Source organism: Proteiniclasticum aestuarii (assembly GCF_017368455.1).
In the GTDB taxonomy this organism is placed as follows: Bacteria; Bacillota; Clostridia; order Clostridiales; family Clostridiaceae; genus Proteiniclasticum; species Proteiniclasticum aestuarii.
The window spans coordinates 24,603-40,434 of sequence record NZ_JAFNJU010000002.1 but is presented as its reverse complement, the minus strand read 5'-3'; the positions used below and the strand labels follow the sequence as shown (position 1 = coordinate 40,434).

Below are 15,832 nucleotides of genomic sequence, written 5' to 3'. Positions count from 1 at the left end.
TGAGATGAATGAAATAAGCAGATTACTGCAAGGGGAAGCGAAAATCATCAATGTGGGTGCACAGAGCTTCCTGGAAGATCTGAAGCTGCAGGAGCGTTCGGTCCTGCACGTGGAGTGGAGACCGCCTGCCGGAGGCGATGTGGAGCTGGTCTCCTTCCTGGATGAACTGGAAAATGACGAGCGCATCGCCACAGCCAACCAGAAAGTGGTGGAGATCATGAAGAGCTCTCATGGTGTTCTTGTGGATATGGCCCTGGCCATTGATGTGATTCCAGGCATGGATGAGAACACCATCCTGCACGCAGGACCACCCATCACCTGGGAGAGAATGTGCGGACCCATGAAGGGGGCGGTCATCGGTGCTCTTCTCTTCGAAGAAAGAGCGTCTAGTGAAGAAGCAGCCATAAAGCTCATAGAGTCTGGCACCATAAAGTTCTCCCCCTGCAATGAGCACAATGCGGTGGGCCCCATGGCGGGCATCATCTCTCCTCATATGCCGGTGCATATCATCAAGGACATGACCCACGGCAACTATGCCTACTGTACGGTCAACGAAGGCCTCGGAAAGGTGCTGCGTTACGGCGCATATGATGAGAGCGTCATCACACGCCTGAAGTGGATCCGGGAAGAGTTCTATCCTCTCCTGAAGAAAGTTCTTGCCTTAAAAGGCGATGGGGTGGACATCAAGTCTCTCATTTCCCAGGCGGTCCATATGGGTGATGAATGTCATAACAGAAACAAGGCGGCCACAAGTCTGTTCTTCAGAGAAGTGATTCCTTATTTCTTTATGCTGGAGGAGGACAGAGCGGCGGTTCAGCGAGCTGTGGATTTCATCCGGGGCAATGACCACTACTTCCTCAACCTCTCCATGCCGGCCTGCAAGGCTGCCTGTGATGCGGCGTCCAATGTGGACCATGCCACGGTGGTCACCACCATGGCAAGAAACGGCGTGGACTTCGGGATCCGTGTCAGCGGTATGGGCAAAGACACCTGGTTCACCGCACCTGCCGATAAGATCCGCGGACTTCTGTTCCCTGGCTTCACGGAAGAGGATGCCAATCCGGACATCGGAGACAGCACCATCACGGAAACCATGGGCATCGGCGGATTCGCCATGGGCGGATCTCCAGCCATCGTGCAGTTTGTGGGAGGAACGGTGTCCGATGCCATCGCCTACAGCGAGAAGATGTTCACCATCACCACATCGGAAAATACCAACTACTCCATTCCTACGCTGGACTTCAGAGGCTCTGCCATCGGCATCGATGTCATGAAGGTTCTGGCTACAGGAACGCTGCCCATCATCAATACGGGTATGGCCCATAAAGTGGCCGGCGTCGGTCAGGTGGGGGCAGGACTTGTGAGTCCGCCTATGGAGTGTTTCAGAAAGGCGCTTCGTGCGTATATGGAGAGAAGGGGGAAGGCAAATGAGTAGAATTCTCATCGCTCTGGGCGGAAACGCCCTGGGCAATTCCTCCAGCGAGCAGCTTCAGCTGCTGAAGGCTGCGGTGGTGCCCATCACGGATCTCATCGAAAAGGGACATGAAGTCATCATCACCCATGGCAACGGTCCTCAGGTGGGGATGATCCATGATGCGCTCACCTCTCATGACATGCCTTTGGCCGAGTGCACGGCCATGAGCCAGGGATACATCGGGTTTCATCTGCAGAATGTGCTTAAATCGGAACTTGCACGCAGAAGCATCGACAAAGAAGTGGTGTCTCTGGTGACCCAGGTGGTGGTGGATGAGCATGATGAGGCCTTCCGTAATCCTCAGAAGCCCATCGGACCGTTCCTGACGCTGGAAGAAGCGGAAGAGCTGGAGAGAAGAAACGGCTATCCCTTCATTGAAGATTCAGGAAGGGGCTACCGCAGAGTGGTGCCTTCTCCTGAACCACTGGATATCATGGAAAAGGAATCGGTCAGTACTCTGCTGGACAAAGGCCATATCGTCATCACCGGCGGCGGTGGCGGGATCCCTGTAATCCGAAAAGGCGTGGAATGCGTCGGCGCGGAAGGGGTCATCGATAAGGACTACTCCAGCGGAAAGCTGGCGGAGCTCATCGACTGCGACTACATCTTCATGCTGACTGGGGTAGACCGGGTAGCCATCAATTTCGGCAAGAAGAATCAGGAAAACCTGTCCAGCATGAGTACCGAAGAAGCCAGAACGCATATTCAGGCGGATCAGTTTCCACCGGGCAGCATGCTGCCCAAAGTGGTCACAGGCATCCGATTTGCGGAATCCGGCAAGAACAGAAAGGCCATCATCGGATCTCTGGAGAAAACCACAGAGGCTCTGGTGGGGAAAAGTGGTACCATCATCTACTGTATGGAAGCGTAGTACAAAGCGGGTACGGCATCTGAATCGGTCCAATCCTAAGCATCCTAAAAGACAGCTTTCTCCGGAAAGCTGTCTTTTAGACTTTCTGGATTGCATGATGGATGTGAGAAGACACCATTGTGATTATAAAATTAACAGAAAATTACGCTATTTGTTACGATTTGACGCTGTAATTCCTGTGTATTTTACCCAATCATGGTATAATGTAGCTAATCTATAGCGAAAAGCTAAATAAAACCTGGAGAAGGGGATTGCATAGGAGGTTATGAAAGAATGAATAAAAGAGTAATGGTACTGCTGGCGCCTGGTTTTGAGGAAATTGAAGCGGTGTCCGTCATTGATATTCTGAGACGAGCCAAGGTGAATGTGCAGGTCTGCAGCATCACGGAGAAGGAATATGTCACAGGTTCTCACAACATCACCATCAAGAGTGATGTGAGACTGGATTTCATCGATATCTACAATGATGAGTATGACCTGATCTATCTTCCAGGAGGTGTTCCAGGGGTGAACAATCTGGCGGATAATGAGAACGTCATAAAGCTGCTTCAGAAGTACAATGAGGATGGAACCTTCATCGGAGCCATCTGCGCAGCACCCTGGGTGCTGAATGAGGCTGGTATTCTCAAGGAGCATGATGCCACCTCCGCACCGACGTTCAAAGATAAGATCACACCGAAATCCTATATGGATAAGGTTTTCGTGTCTTCTGGAAACATCCTGACCTCAAGAGGAGCGGGAACGTCCATGGAGATGGGCTTCAGAATTCTTGAAACTCTGGGAATGAAGGAAGAGTCGGAAAGACTTCGTGAAGACATGCAGTATAACTTCCTGTTTGATCACAGGAACGAATAGTGTAGTATAGTGCCTAAAAAATGTATAATTGATCTGAAGAAATATAAGAATGCCTGAATATCAAGTTTTATTCAGACATTCTTTTTCTGATGATAAAATCCTCACTGAAAGAAATAGAGTAACACCAGTAAAAATTTTGGAACAGTATTCCTCCTAATTGTGAATTTTTCGATAAATACTGATGCATTTCATGAAATCGATTCACAAATTCATTAGTAGTGCTATAATTTATGATAGATAATTATCTTTAATGTATGCTCAATCTTTTCACGAGGATACTTCATTTTAGCATTGTATAATGACATGGAAGCAGATATTAATGATTCACCAATCAGGAGGAAAATGGATATGCTGAGTAAGAATACAAGAAATATCATTCTGAAGACGACGGTGGCACTTACGGTTGGTATGACTTCAGTGGTAGCGGTGAACTATAGGGAACCCGCGGATGTTTATGCGGCGACAGTGGTCAATGAAACCCAGGGCGTTGTGACCGTGAAAGCCTCATCCATCTGGACTTATTCCAGTGGGGACTGGTCTGCCAGAACAAAAGTATATAATCAGGGGACAACATTCAATGTCCTGCAGAAGCTGAATGTTTCCGGAAAGGAAATGTATCGACTGGACAATGGTCTCTATATTTCCGCAAATCCGATCTATGTATCGTTTCAGGCTACAGGAACATCAACCGTACAGCCTCCTGCCAGTACGCAGGAGACCGTGAAGACGGGAAAGACGTCCGTAAATCTGAATATGAGAACAGGAGCGGGAACAGGCTACGGCATTATTTTAACTATTCCAAAAGGCGGAAGCGTCACCATTCATTCCACTTCAAACGGCTGGTCCAATGTGACCTACAATGGAAAGAAGGGGTGGGTATCCAGTCAGTACCTGACAGGCATCGTAAATGTGACGACACCAGCCCCATCGCCTACACCGACACCTGTGCCCGAGACGCCAGGGAATCTGGGAACTAGTAAGACCACAGTGAATCTGAATCTGAGAACAGGAGCTGGCACAGGCAATGCAATTATTCTCACCATACCGAAGGGAGGCACCGTTACGGTGCACTCCACCTCAAATGGCTGGTCCAATGTGACCTACAATGGAAAGAAGGGATGGGTCTCTAGCAAGTACCTGACTGCAATAGTACCAACACCAGCGCCTACACCCACACCGACGCCAACTCCTGCACCCGAGACGCCAGGGGATCTGGGCACCAGTAAGACCACGGTGAATCTGAATCTGAGAACGGGAGCCGGCACAGGCAATGCGATTATCCTCACCATACCAAAGGGAGGCACCGTTACAGTGCATTCCACCACTAATGGCTGGTCCAATGTGACCTACAACGGTAAGAAGGGATGGGTCTCCAGTCAGTATCTGACTGCAGTGGTACCTGCACCGACGCCAACGCCAACGCCCACTCCGACTCCAACACCAGAAACACCTGTTATCATAGGCACCAGTAAGACCACAGTGAATCTCAACATGAGAACTGGAGCGGGAACGAGCAATGCCATCATCCTCACCATACCAAAAGGTGGAGAAGTCTCCATCTATTCCACCTCAAATGGCTGGTCCAATGTGATCTATAATGGAAAGAAAGGCTGGGTCTCCAGCCAGTATCTGACCACCATGGTAAGCACAGTGCCGCCGGTGGTGGAAGAACCGGTAGAGGAAATCCCAGTGGTGGAGAAGAAACCTGCAGTACTTCTCATAGATGAACTGAAGACCACCTACAATAATGCGAATGTGCATGTGGTGGGCAGAGCCGTCACCATGGATGGGATAGCGTCCGTAACAGCCACCATAGATGGCAGAGCAATCACCGTGGAGAGGTATGATAGACCGGAACTTCATACGCTGTACAGCGATGGATACACACTGGATAAACTGGGCTTCCGCTTCTCCATAGATAAGGCAGCTCTTTCCGTAGGCAGTCACACTTTAGTGGTCACTGCCACTGCCAAGGATGGCACAGTGAAAAAAGTCTCCTCCACCTTCAGCATGACAAAACCTGCTCCGGTCATGACCCTATCCGGTATCACAGACGGACAGGCAGTGCCTACCTCGAATGTCACCATCAGCGGATATGCCATCCAGGCGGATGGGGTTACGGGGATGAAATACTATGTCAACGGAAAGGACAAGGGTGCTGTAAATTATGGCACTGCGTCTTCCGCGACTGGAAGCTACTCCACCTATACAGGATATAAGAATGCGGATTATTCCTTTACGCTGAGTGCAGCAGATCTTTCCGCCACAGGCATGAATGCTGTAAGAGTGGAGATGACCGGAAAAGATGGAACAGTCTATTCGAGAACCATTATTTTGAGGGGGTCCCAGACGGATCGATTCATTGCAGAGCAGCAGACCAGGACCAGAGATGAATATGCGGTGCTGGAGACGAAGAAGTCCGTATGGCCGAAGATCTCAAGAAACGGATTTGTCAATGCGACCATGAATGAAATCCAGTATCATCTGGACCCAGGAAACTATATTTACGATGACGCCAACAAATATATGTTCATGGATCTCAGATATGATCAAGAGCTCAGTGTCACGGCGGCTCAGCTGGATAACATGCTGAGCGGAAAAGGAGTTCTTCATGAAATGGGAGAAGCCTTCCTGCTAGCAGGACAGACCTATAATGTCAATCCGATCTATCTGGCAAGTCATGCCATTCTGGAAACAGGCCATGGCACATCGGTGCTGGCCAATGGCCAGAAGGTCACAGCAACCTATGCTAAGTTCGGGGACGAATCCTCGATCATTCCAGACAGCATTCCGGAAGAAGACAAGGACAAGATGGTCTACAACGTATTCGGAATCGGCGCCTGGGACAGCAATGCGAATCTCTGGGGGGCTCAGAAAGCCTATCAGGAAAAGTGGTTCTCTGTGGAGGAGGCCATCATGGGCGGAGCCAAGTGGATTGGAACAAACTACATCAACAGAGCCACCAGCCAGAACACGCTCTTCAAGATGAGATTCAATTTTCAGGAAGACATGAACCATGAGTATGCCACAGACCTCGGCTGGGCGCAGAAGCAGGCAGGTAGAATCAAAGAACAGATTGAAGCCTATATGCTCAAGAATCCCAACACCAAACTGGATCTCAAGTTCTACTATCCTAAATTCAACTAGACATCAGAGAGGCTGCAAGAAGTTCGTTTCATGAAAGTGAAGCGAACTTCTTTTTGGCTTCAGGAAGATTTCCGGTTATAATGAGGAGATGAAACACACTAAGTAGTAGTGAAGAGGGTATACATCTGGAAGAGGATAAGAAGAAAAACAGTATTTCTCAACTGAACAGATGAAGACTGAAACGATAAAGAAAAGACAGGAGAAACAGAAACTATGCAAAGCAAATGGCTGATCAAGAACATTAAGTACGACTACAAGGGACTGAGCAGAACCATCGGTCTTCCGGAGGAGATCTGCAGGTGCCTCATCAACAGGTGTCCGGGAAGTATTGAGGAAATCAGAGACTATCTGGAGCCGGATCTTGAAAAGCTTCATGATCCATCTCTTCTGAAGGATATGGATGTGGCCATGGAGATGATTCTCTCTGCCATAGAGGAAGAAAGAAAAATCCGTCTGGTGGGAGACTTCGACATCGACGGGTCCATGAGCATCTTTGTGGCCCTGTCTGCTCTGGAGAAGGCAGGTGCCCAGGTGGACTACGAGATTCCGGATCGAATCAGAGACGGCTACGGCATCAACAAGGATATGGTACAGCAGGCGAAGGAGGACGGGGTGGATCTCATCATCACCTTCGACAACGGCATCTCCGCCATGGAGGCGGTGACCTATGCCAGGGAAATCGGTATGGAGATCATCGTCACGGACCATCATGACGTGCCGTACATTCTCGAAAACGGAGAAAAGAAGGAGGTTCTTCCCCCAGCGCACGCTGTGGTGAACCCGAAAAGGGAAGAATGTGCCTATCCCTACAAGATGCTCTGCGGGGCGGCGGTGGCCTTCAAACTCGTTTCCAGGCTCTACCATGAGCTGGGTATACCGGAAGAGGAGCTTCTGGAGTATATTCCCTTTGTGGCCATCGCCACAGTAGGAGACATTGTGGATCTCACCGGTGAGAACCGGATCATCGTGAAGCATGGACTGGAAATGCTGAAGAGTATCAGAAACGAAGGCCTCCTGGCCCTGGCGGAAGCCAGCAAGGTGGATATCAAAAATATCAGCACCTACATCATCGGCTTTGTGCTGGGACCCTGCTTCAACGCCGCAGGAAGACTGTCCACGGCCAAGATGACGATAGAACTTCTGTTTGCAGAAGGAGAGAGAGCGAAGAGCCTTGCCAGAGAACTCTATGAACTCAATCAGACCCGGCGGGCAATGACCGATGAAGGGATGGTTCTGGCTGAGGAGGAAATCAGAAGGAACAGGAGAGAGGAAGATCAGGTCATTGTGGTGAAGCTGCCAGACGTCCATGAAAGCCTGGCAGGCATCATCGCCGGCCGGGTGAAGGAAAGATACTACAGACCCACCATCGTCCTTACAAGGACGGAGAACGGCCTTAAGGGCTCTGCCAGGTCCATCGAGGAATACAATATCTTCGAGGGGCTGAATCACTCCAAGGACTATCTGACAAGGTTTGGAGGACATCCCATGGCGGCGGGTCTTTCCATGGACGAGGACAAACTGGATTCCTTCCGGGAAGATCTGAAGAGGAAGGCGAACCTTGGGAAAGAGGATCTCTTTCCCAAGGTGACCATAGATGCCAGGTTAAGTCCCGCTTTGATCACGGAGAAGTTCGTGGAGAGCCTGGAAAAACTGGAACCTTTCGGCAAGGCCAATCCGAAGCCCATCTTTGCGGAGAAGAATCTCTTGATCCATCAGGTGTATCTCATGGGCCGTGACAAGGATCATATGAAGCTGGTGTTCAATGTGGATGGCATCTATGTGGAAGGTGTCTACTTCTATGGCGTCAGACAGATGGAGGAGTACTTCAGAGAAGTGCATCATAAAGAGGTGGGAGACCTGTCTCAGGAGCTGAAGAACAGGAAATGCGATATCCTCTACTATCCGGATATCAATACCTACAACGGTACAAGCAAGGTGCAGCTGAAAATTTCGGATTTCAGAATTGCTTAATTCACAATGCAACCACGGAACGAGTTATAATTTTTATTGTAAAGTGGTATCAAATATGGTACATTTAACATTGTGGTAAGTTGTATATTGACTATTTCATTTTCCGTAAATATGGGGAATGTGTGTGCATTTATCATGCCATTGGAACCTGGAATACAAAGTGCGAAAAACCTCTATCTATTGCGTGATGATTGAAGTATGCATTTTCCAGGTTCCTTTCTTGCGACATGGAAAACCGGTCCGCCTATAAGGAAAATCAAATAGGAAATGAACAGAAAAGGAGCCTTCAGGGAAGATGAACATCTTTGCCTGAAGGCTCTTATTATCTTTAGCTGCTTTATGTTAATGGTGTCTTCTGACTAAAAATTATTGGAATGATTTCATCATCTGATCTTCTGCGCAGCCACTTCTCTGTATTCCTTTCTGTACTGGGAAGGAGAGATTCCTGCGTATTTTTTGAAGACACGGTTGAAATTCGTCAGATTGGAAAAGCCGGTGAGGTTCGAGATTTCCGTGATGGAAAGATCCGTTTCCATGATCTTTCTCTGGGCATTGGAGATTCTTGTGACGCTGATGTACTGGATGATGGTCCGATTGGTCATGCGCTTGAACTCTCTGCAGAGATAGTAGTGACTGACATAGAAGCGTTTTGCCAGGTTTTCCAGAGTGATGTCTTCAAAATAGTTGTCATGGATATAGTCCATCACATCTCCCACAAGATGCTGATTGGAGTTTTTCTCCTTGTTGGCGGTCTGTCTCAGGATGCTCACCAGAAGATTATTCAGAAGACTCTGCATGGCTTCCTGTTTGAAAGGAGAATTTCCGGTTTCTTCCTCGTTGATTCCGTCCAGAAGCATCTGAAACTGTTCTTTCTGATCAATTGCAGGTCTGTAAGTTCCGGTGATTCCTTTCATCGCATCTTGCAGTGTAGCAGAAAGAATCGCATTGGGCCTGAAGTACAGGACGATTCGCCTGAAGGGCACGTCCTTGTCTCCGAAAGAGTGATGCATGATGTAAGGAGCCTTGATGGCAAACATGCCAGGTTCGATGGTATAGATGGATCCTTCGATGATGATGTTTCTGCCACCTTCTTCCAGATAATAGATTTCATAGAAGTCATGAAAATGGGATTTCATCATATTGTCGTTCATGCCTTCTTTTCTTTCACAGGCAATCAGCTGACCTTCAGTCATACGGATACCAGCATAGTCAATCATGTTTTTTCTCCTTTTCTCTGATAATCGTTCTCGATAATCTGCGGTGAATACGGTTATATTTTACATGTTCGAGCAAGATATGTAAAGAAATGGATATTTGACTGCAATTTTCGTCTAGTTTGAACGCCATGGGTATACTACAATGTAACCATACTGATGAAGCAAAGAAAGCATAAAGGAATAAAGCTCATGAAAAGGTTTAACGCAGAAATAGAATACACGCAGGAGACCGTTCATCTTCTCTATAAGACTACCTATGGCATCTATGAGAGAAGAAGAGCGCTCATTCGAATGGGCATGGGGTTTCTCATGGCCATGGCGGGTCTGTTTCTGGACCTTCCTATGATTTTCCAGGCGATGCTTCTCATGGGTGGTGCCTGGCTCATGGTGAGCCGTGATTTTCCGGCGAAGATGAGAGCCACTGATGCTCTGGAGAAAAGGCAGGGAAATCTGCCGAAACTTGCCGTGGAGTTTCATGACCACCATCTGCTTCTTCTTGAAGGGAAAAGCATGAAACTGAGATACAGAGAAGCTGAGTATCTCGTGGAAGACGATGCCCTGATCTTCCTCTTCTTTTCCAGAGACAGCGCTGTGCTGGTGGAGAAGAAAACGATTCAAGGCGGAAGCCTGGAAGCGTTTCAGGCCTTTCTGGAAGAAAAGACCGGACGTGCTTTCCACAGACCCCAGTCGTGGCTTCAGATGAGTCTTCGCGATGTTGTGAAGCTTTTCAGAAAACCCTAAAGACCGTTACCCATCTTTTGTTAGTGAAATCGCACCTGCGATTCTCTATAGATATCAATTACTCGTAAATTAGTAGGAGGGACAATAATGTTCAGATCAAAAAAATTAGTTACCATCGCACTTGCGGCCATGATGACTGTAGGACTAGCTGCCTGCGGAGAGAAGACCGATACACCTGCAGGAGACCAGACCTTCAATCTGAAGCTCGGACACAATCTTGCGGAAGACCACGCAGTTCATTTGGAGCTGTCCGACTTTGCCGAGAAGGTGAAGGAAAAGACAGATGGAACGGTCACCGTTCAGATCTTCCCTAATGGTACCCTTGGAAGCGAAACGGATATGATTTCACAGATTCAGAACGACGCTCTGGATATGGCGAAGGTATCTGCTTCCACGCTTGGAAACTTCAGTGCACAGTATAACGCTTATTCCGTGCCATACGTATTTGACGATCAGGATCATTACTACAGTGTCATGGATGGAGAAATCACACAGGATATCTTCTCCAGCACATCCGGTGATGGATTCATCGGCCTGACCTGGCTGGATTCCGGTTCAAGATCCTTCTACACAAAGGACAGAGCCATCCGAACACCAGAAGATCTCAAGGGTCTGAAGATCCGTACCATGGACTCACAGATCGCCATCGACATGATGGACGCGCTGGGCGGATCTGCAACAGTCATGGGTTACAGCGATATCTATACAGGACTGCAGCAGGGCGTCATTGACGGTGCAGAAAACAATGTCACAGCACTGAGAGACCATGGTGAAGTGGCCAAGTTCTATTCCTTCGATGAACATTCCAGAATCCCTGACATCGTTGTGCTTTCAGCAAAAGTCTGGGATGCCATGACAGAAGAGCAGAAGAGCGCAATCAAGGAAGCGGCCATGGAAGCCAGCGACAGCTACAAGACCAGATGGAAGAACTTCGAAGATGAAGTCCTTGAGAAAGCTACAAATGAGTTTGGCGTAGAGCTGGTCAGAGATGTGGACATCAAGGCATTCCAGGATGCAGTGCAGCCGATCTACGAGAATCTGGAAACTGAAAGCCCTGAGGTATTTGAAGTGGTTCAGAAGATCCGTGACGCAGTAAAGTAGAAGAATGAATAAGGGAAGGGAAGGCTGCATGCTGATGCAGCTGAACCTTCCTTTTTAAAAACAGAGATTCAGCGATTTTATACCAATCGAAGGAGTAAACAACTATGAAGAATATTGATAAAACCATCGATACCATCATGAAAGCCGTCATGGCGGCAGCCATGTTCTCACTGGTGGTAGGTGGAACCTGGCAGATCTTCACCAGATGGATTTTGAAGGATCCATCCACCTTTACCGAAGAGTTCATGCGATACATGCTGATCTGGGCAAGTATGATCGGTTCGGCCTACTGTTTCTATAAAGACAAGCACCTGACCCTGGACCTCTTCAAAAAGAAGGCCACAGGAAAGAAGGAAAAGGTTCTGATGGTATTCATTGAATCCATGATCCTCTTCTTCGTCATCTATGTTTTCGTCTACGGCGGTTCAAAGATGGCCTTCAATGCCACCAACACTTCCTCTGTCATGCAGATTCCGTTCAAGTATCTGTATATGATTCTACCGATTTCAGGAATCTTCATCGTACTGGCCAGAGCACTGAAGTATTATCAGGCCTTTCTGGTGAGCAGAAAGAGTAAGGAGGAGAACTAATGGTCATACAGGCAACACTCATATTATTCGGAATTTTTTTTGTGATGCTGTTCTCCGGCGTACCAATATCCGTTGGTATCGGGATCGCATCCATCATTACGGCATTTTTCAGTTTTGATCCGTCTGTATTCGCGATCACCGCTGCGCAGCGTGTGTTCTCGGGCATCGACTCCTTTGCGCTTCTTGCGCTGCCGTTCTTCACATTGGCAGGAAACATCATGAACAAGGGTGGCATCGCCCAGAGACTGGTGAGACTGGCAAGACTGGTTGTGGGATGGATCCCAGGCTACCTTGCGGCCACCAATGTTCTGGCGAACATGTTCTTCGGCGCCATCTCCGGTTCTTCTGTGGCAGCCACTTCCGCCATGGGCAGCATCATGAGCCCTCTGGAGAGGGAAGAAGGCTATGACCCCAATTACTCTGCTGCTGTGAACATCTGCTCAGCCCCCACAGGAATCATCATTCCACCCAGTGGTCCGCTGATTCTATATTCCATCACCGCTGGTGGTGTATCCGTTGCAGCTCTCTTCATGGCCGGATATATTCCTGGTCTCATACTGGGACTGAGTGTCCTTACAGTAGCCATTATCATGGCAGCAAAGAAGGGATACAAGAAGTCCACGGTGAAAGAGGTTGATTCTCCCCTTAAGGTGGTAATCGATGCGATTCCATCCTTACTTGCGGTCATCATCGTCATGGCAGGTATTCTTGCCGGATGGTTCACCCCCACAGAAGCGGGTGTCGTGGCGGTTCTCTACTGTGGTCTTCTCGGATTCCTCTATAAGGAACTGAATCTTAAGAATCTCTATGAGATCCTTGCAGACACTATGATCAGTTCCGCGACGATTCTGTTTCTTATCGCGGCGTCCACCATCATGTCCTATGTCATGTCCTATTCAGGAATTCCTGCTGCCATCAGCAGAATGATCATGGGCGCATCCAGCAACAAGTATGTGCTGCTTCTGATCATGAACCTGTTCCTTCTGGTCATGGGTATGTTCCTGGACCTGACACCTGCAGTACTCATCTTCACACCGATTTTCCTGCCCATCATCGGAAGCATCGGTATGAGTCCCGTGCATTTCGGAATCATGCTGATCCTGAATCTGGGTATCGGTTCGGTGACTCCACCAGTGGGATCCTGTCTCTTTGTGGGATGCAGTGTGGGTAAGGTGTCCATCGAAGGCGTCACCAGATACATCATTCCGCTCTTTGCGGCCATGGTGGTGGCACTGCTGCTGGTGACCTATATTCCGGCCCTGTCCCTATGGATTCCATATGTGTTCGGACTGATTCCTTCTTTCTAGGCATCAATTAAGGGATGAAAGCAATTAGTAATGAGATAACGAGAGGTAAGATATGAAGATAACGAAAGAATACATAGAGCGGAAGACGGATAAGGGCATCACCCTCATTCGCACCAACTGCTCCACCATGAAGGTGGTTTTTCTCACCGATGAAATCGTCAGAGTGAGAACTTCCTTTGAAGAAGAGGAAGATGAAGCATCCTATATTCTCTCCGCCACAGCCTGGGCGGACCGACTGGATGACTTCCTCAAGGAGGAGAGAACCCGTTTGGAGCCGGTGGTTCCTGTCATCACGGAAACTGAGGAGAAGATTCTCTTCAAAACGATTCAGCTGACCCTGGAGCTTGGGAAAAACCCTTTTGGCATCAGACTCTATGACGTAGAAGGGACCCTTCTCTACAGCGACCTGGAGGGCACACCGTATATCAAGGACTCCAACAACCGTATCAACCACTACAGCAGAATGCTTGCTGAAGAGGAGTGCTTCTACGGATTCGGCGAAAAGGGTGGAGAACTCAACAAGAACAAGGCCTTCATCCGGCAGCGGGCCACCGATGCCATGGGCTTTGATGCCCAGAAGATGGATACGCTCTACAAGCACATCCCCTTCTACATCCGACTGAACCGGGAAACGAAGAAGGCGGTAGGGCTTTTCTACAACAACTTCTTTGAATCCGTGTTCAACATGGGCTGCGAGAAGAGCAATTACTGGAGCCGCTATACCTACTGGCAGGCAGATGGTGGAGACATCGATCTGTTTCTCGTTGGGGGCAATACTCTGAAAAGAATCGTGGACAATTATACCTTCCTTACGGGAAGACCTATGCTGCTGCCTAAAAGAGCACTGGGTTATCAGGGTTCTTCCATGTTCTATCCGGAACTGGAAAAGGACAGCGACGATGCGGTGCTGGATTTCATTGACACCATCAAGGAGGAAGGCTTCCCCATCGACGGATTCCATCTTTCTTCAGGTTATACCAGTCAGGAGGGCAGAAGATGCGTCTTCACCTGGAATCATGAGCGGTTTAAAGATCCTGTTGCCTATTTTGCAGCCATGAACGAGAAGGGAGCACAGAATGTGCCCAACATCAAGCCGGGCATTCTACTGGAACATCCCTATTTTAGAGACTTCATCAAGAATGATGTATTTGTGAAAGACAGTGCGGGAAAAGACATCGCCACCGGCAGATGGTGGGGTGGAGAAGGCGCCTTCTGGGACTTCACGAAGGACAGTGCCCGCCGTGTATGGAAGGACTACATGATCGACAGTCTCATTGCCAAGGGAACCAATTCCATCTGGAACGACAACTGCGAGTATGACAGCATTCTGGACAAGGACGCTTCCTGCGATTACGAGGGCAAAGGCGGAAGCTTAGGTCAGCTGAAGCCCCTCATGAGCACCATCATGTGCAAGATCGCCGTGGATGCGGTGAAGGAGCACAACGAGAACGTGCGTCCCTATGTGGTCTGCAGAAGCGGGAGTGCAGGCATTCAGAAGTATGCCCAGACCTGGTGCGGAGACAACTACACCAGCTGGGAAAGCCTGAAGTACAATATTCCCATCATCACGGGCATGGGCCTTTCGGGCCAGCCCAATGAAGGAGCGGATATCGGCGGCTTTGCAGGACCTGCACCGGAAGAGGAGCTGCTGGTCAGATGGGTTCAGAACGGCGTGTTCCAGCCCAGATTTTCCATCCACTCCGCAAGCAACGACAACACGGTGACAGAGCCCTGGATGTATGAAGGGTCCAAGGACCTCATCCGAGACGCCATGCTTCTTCGCTACCGTTTTGCACCCTATCTCTATGCTCTGGAATATGAGGCATCGAAGTCCGGAGCACCAATCATGCGTCCCCTGGTCTATGAATTCCAGAGCGATGAAAAGGTGTATGATGAAAGCTTCAACTTCATGTTCGGCAGAGACCTTCTGGTCTCCAATGTGCTGGAGAAGGGAGCATCTTCCAAGGAGGTCTATCTTCCTGCAGGCACCAGATGGTATGACTGGAATGACAATTATGCCTGCCATGAAGGCGGTCAGACCATCACCATCCCTGTAAGCATCGAAACGATCCCCATGTTTGTTCGCGAAGGGGCCATCATCCCCATGGCGAAGAATCAGCTGCTGAGCATGGAGAAGGATGTCGTGACGAAGCTGCATCTCATCCTGGCGCCTGGCATGGACCGGGAGATGACGCTCTATGACGATGACGGCGTGACCAACGGATTTGAAAAAGGCGTTTTCCGAAAGACCCATGTGAAGATGGAAGGCTCTGATGTGGTGAAGGTGGATTTCCGATCGGAAGGTTCCTACAGGGATACGGTGGAGGAGTTCTCCATTGAGATGATCAGGAAGGACAGAAGCCCTTACTGGGTGAGCTTAGGGGAAAAGGAGCTGCCTCACTTCTTCTCCAGAAGAAAGTTTGAAGAAGCGGCGGAGGGCTGGTACTACAGCCAGACCAGAAGAGCGGTAGAGATCAAGTATCCGAACCCGGGAAGAGATGTTACACTGACGGTTTCCTTTGAGGACTTTGATCTCATCGGAATGTAGAAGGAGGCAG

At 49.0% G+C, this 15,832-nt stretch carries 11 protein-coding genes; 10 read left to right on the top strand and 1 reads right to left on the bottom strand.

Translation table 11 applies throughout. From position 1 onward, the window contains the following. The first annotated feature begins 4 nt into the window (after positions 1–4). From J3A84_RS03055 to recJ, 5 genes are all read left to right on the top strand, one after another. The gene (locus tag J3A84_RS03055) at positions 5–1,435 is read left to right on the top strand and encodes a YlbE family protein (RefSeq protein WP_207598544.1); all 1,431 of its coding nucleotides are present in this window, start codon (positions 5–7) and stop codon (positions 1,433–1,435) included. Next, positions 1,428–2,345, top strand: a complete 918-nt coding sequence (gene arcC / locus J3A84_RS03050) for a carbamate kinase (RefSeq protein ID WP_207598543.1) — start codon at positions 1,428–1,430, stop codon at positions 2,343–2,345. Before J3A84_RS03055 ends, arcC begins: the two co-directional genes overlap by 8 nt. A 273-nt stretch (positions 2,346–2,618) precedes the next feature. After that, positions 2,619–3,200, top strand: a complete 582-nt coding sequence (locus J3A84_RS03045; RefSeq protein ID WP_207598542.1) for a DJ-1 family glyoxalase III — start codon at positions 2,619–2,621, stop codon at positions 3,198–3,200. Positions 3,201–3,548: 348 nt separating this feature from the next. Beyond that, positions 3,549–6,347 carry an SH3 domain-containing protein gene (locus tag J3A84_RS03040; protein WP_207598541.1) on the top strand — a complete coding sequence of 933 codons (2,799 nt, stop codon included), beginning with the start codon at positions 3,549–3,551 and terminating at the stop codon, positions 6,345–6,347. A gap of 213 nt (positions 6,348–6,560) precedes the next feature. Continuing rightward, positions 6,561–8,318 (top strand): single-stranded-DNA-specific exonuclease RecJ, encoded by a 1,758-nt coding sequence (recJ, locus tag J3A84_RS03035; RefSeq protein WP_207598540.1) that lies wholly within the window; start codon positions 6,561–6,563, stop codon positions 8,316–8,318. Positions 8,319–8,701: 383 nt separating this feature from the next. On the opposite strand, the gene J3A84_RS03030 is transcribed toward recJ, so the two are convergent. Next, on the bottom strand, positions 8,702–9,535 hold the full coding sequence (locus J3A84_RS03030) for an AraC family transcriptional regulator (RefSeq protein WP_207598539.1): 834 nt from the start codon (positions 9,533–9,535) through the stop codon (positions 8,702–8,704). Positions 9,536–9,724: 189 nt separating this feature from the next. On the opposite strand from J3A84_RS03030, the gene J3A84_RS03025 reads away from it, so the two are divergent. The 5 genes from J3A84_RS03025 to J3A84_RS03005 all read left to right on the top strand — a co-directional run bounded on the left by J3A84_RS03025 (position 9,725) and on the right by J3A84_RS03005 (position 15,822). Then, complete coding sequence (locus J3A84_RS03025; RefSeq protein ID WP_207598538.1) at positions 9,725–10,276, top strand: YcxB family protein; 552 nt, start codon at positions 9,725–9,727, stop codon at positions 10,274–10,276. 87 nt (positions 10,277–10,363) lie between these two features. Further along, positions 10,364–11,377: a TRAP transporter substrate-binding protein gene (locus J3A84_RS03020; protein ID WP_207598537.1), complete on the top strand. Its 1,014-nt coding sequence runs from the start codon at positions 10,364–10,366 to the stop codon at positions 11,375–11,377. Between the two features lie 104 nt (positions 11,378–11,481). Further along, positions 11,482–11,967: a TRAP transporter small permease gene (locus J3A84_RS03015; protein WP_207598536.1), complete on the top strand. Its 486-nt coding sequence runs from the start codon at positions 11,482–11,484 to the stop codon at positions 11,965–11,967. Continuing rightward, complete coding sequence (locus J3A84_RS03010; RefSeq protein ID WP_207598535.1) at positions 11,967–13,274, top strand: TRAP transporter large permease; 1,308 nt, start codon at positions 11,967–11,969, stop codon at positions 13,272–13,274. The genes J3A84_RS03015 and J3A84_RS03010 overlap by 1 nt, the downstream gene beginning before the upstream one ends. A gap of 52 nt (positions 13,275–13,326) precedes the next feature. Continuing rightward, positions 13,327–15,822 (top strand): glycoside hydrolase family 31 protein, encoded by a 2,496-nt coding sequence (locus tag J3A84_RS03005; RefSeq protein WP_207598534.1) that lies wholly within the window; start codon positions 13,327–13,329, stop codon positions 15,820–15,822. Positions 15,823–15,832 lie beyond the last annotated feature (10 nt).

Bases quoted from the DNA above. Each gene is read 5' to 3' on its own strand.
- J3A84_RS03055 (WP_207598544.1), top strand. From the start codon at position 5: ATGAATGAAATAAGCAGATTACTGCAAGGGGAAGCGAAAATCATCAAT.
- arcC (WP_207598543.1), top strand. From the start codon at position 1,428: ATGAGTAGAATTCTCATCGCTCTGGGCGGAAACGCCCTGGGCAATTCC.
- J3A84_RS03045 (WP_207598542.1), top strand. From the start codon at position 2,619: ATGAATAAAAGAGTAATGGTACTGCTGGCGCCTGGTTTTGAGGAAATT.
- J3A84_RS03040 (WP_207598541.1), top strand. From the start codon at position 3,549: ATGCTGAGTAAGAATACAAGAAATATCATTCTGAAGACGACGGTGGCA.
- recJ (WP_207598540.1), top strand. From the start codon at position 6,561: ATGCAAAGCAAATGGCTGATCAAGAACATTAAGTACGACTACAAGGGA.
- J3A84_RS03030 (WP_207598539.1), bottom strand. From the start codon at position 9,535: ATGATTGACTATGCTGGTATCCGTATGACTGAAGGTCAGCTGATTGCC.
- J3A84_RS03025 (WP_207598538.1), top strand. From the start codon at position 9,725: ATGAAAAGGTTTAACGCAGAAATAGAATACACGCAGGAGACCGTTCAT.
- J3A84_RS03020 (WP_207598537.1), top strand. From the start codon at position 10,364: ATGTTCAGATCAAAAAAATTAGTTACCATCGCACTTGCGGCCATGATG.
- J3A84_RS03015 (WP_207598536.1), top strand. From the start codon at position 11,482: ATGAAGAATATTGATAAAACCATCGATACCATCATGAAAGCCGTCATG.
- J3A84_RS03010 (WP_207598535.1), top strand. From the start codon at position 11,967: ATGGTCATACAGGCAACACTCATATTATTCGGAATTTTTTTTGTGATG.
- J3A84_RS03005 (WP_207598534.1), top strand. From the start codon at position 13,327: ATGAAGATAACGAAAGAATACATAGAGCGGAAGACGGATAAGGGCATC.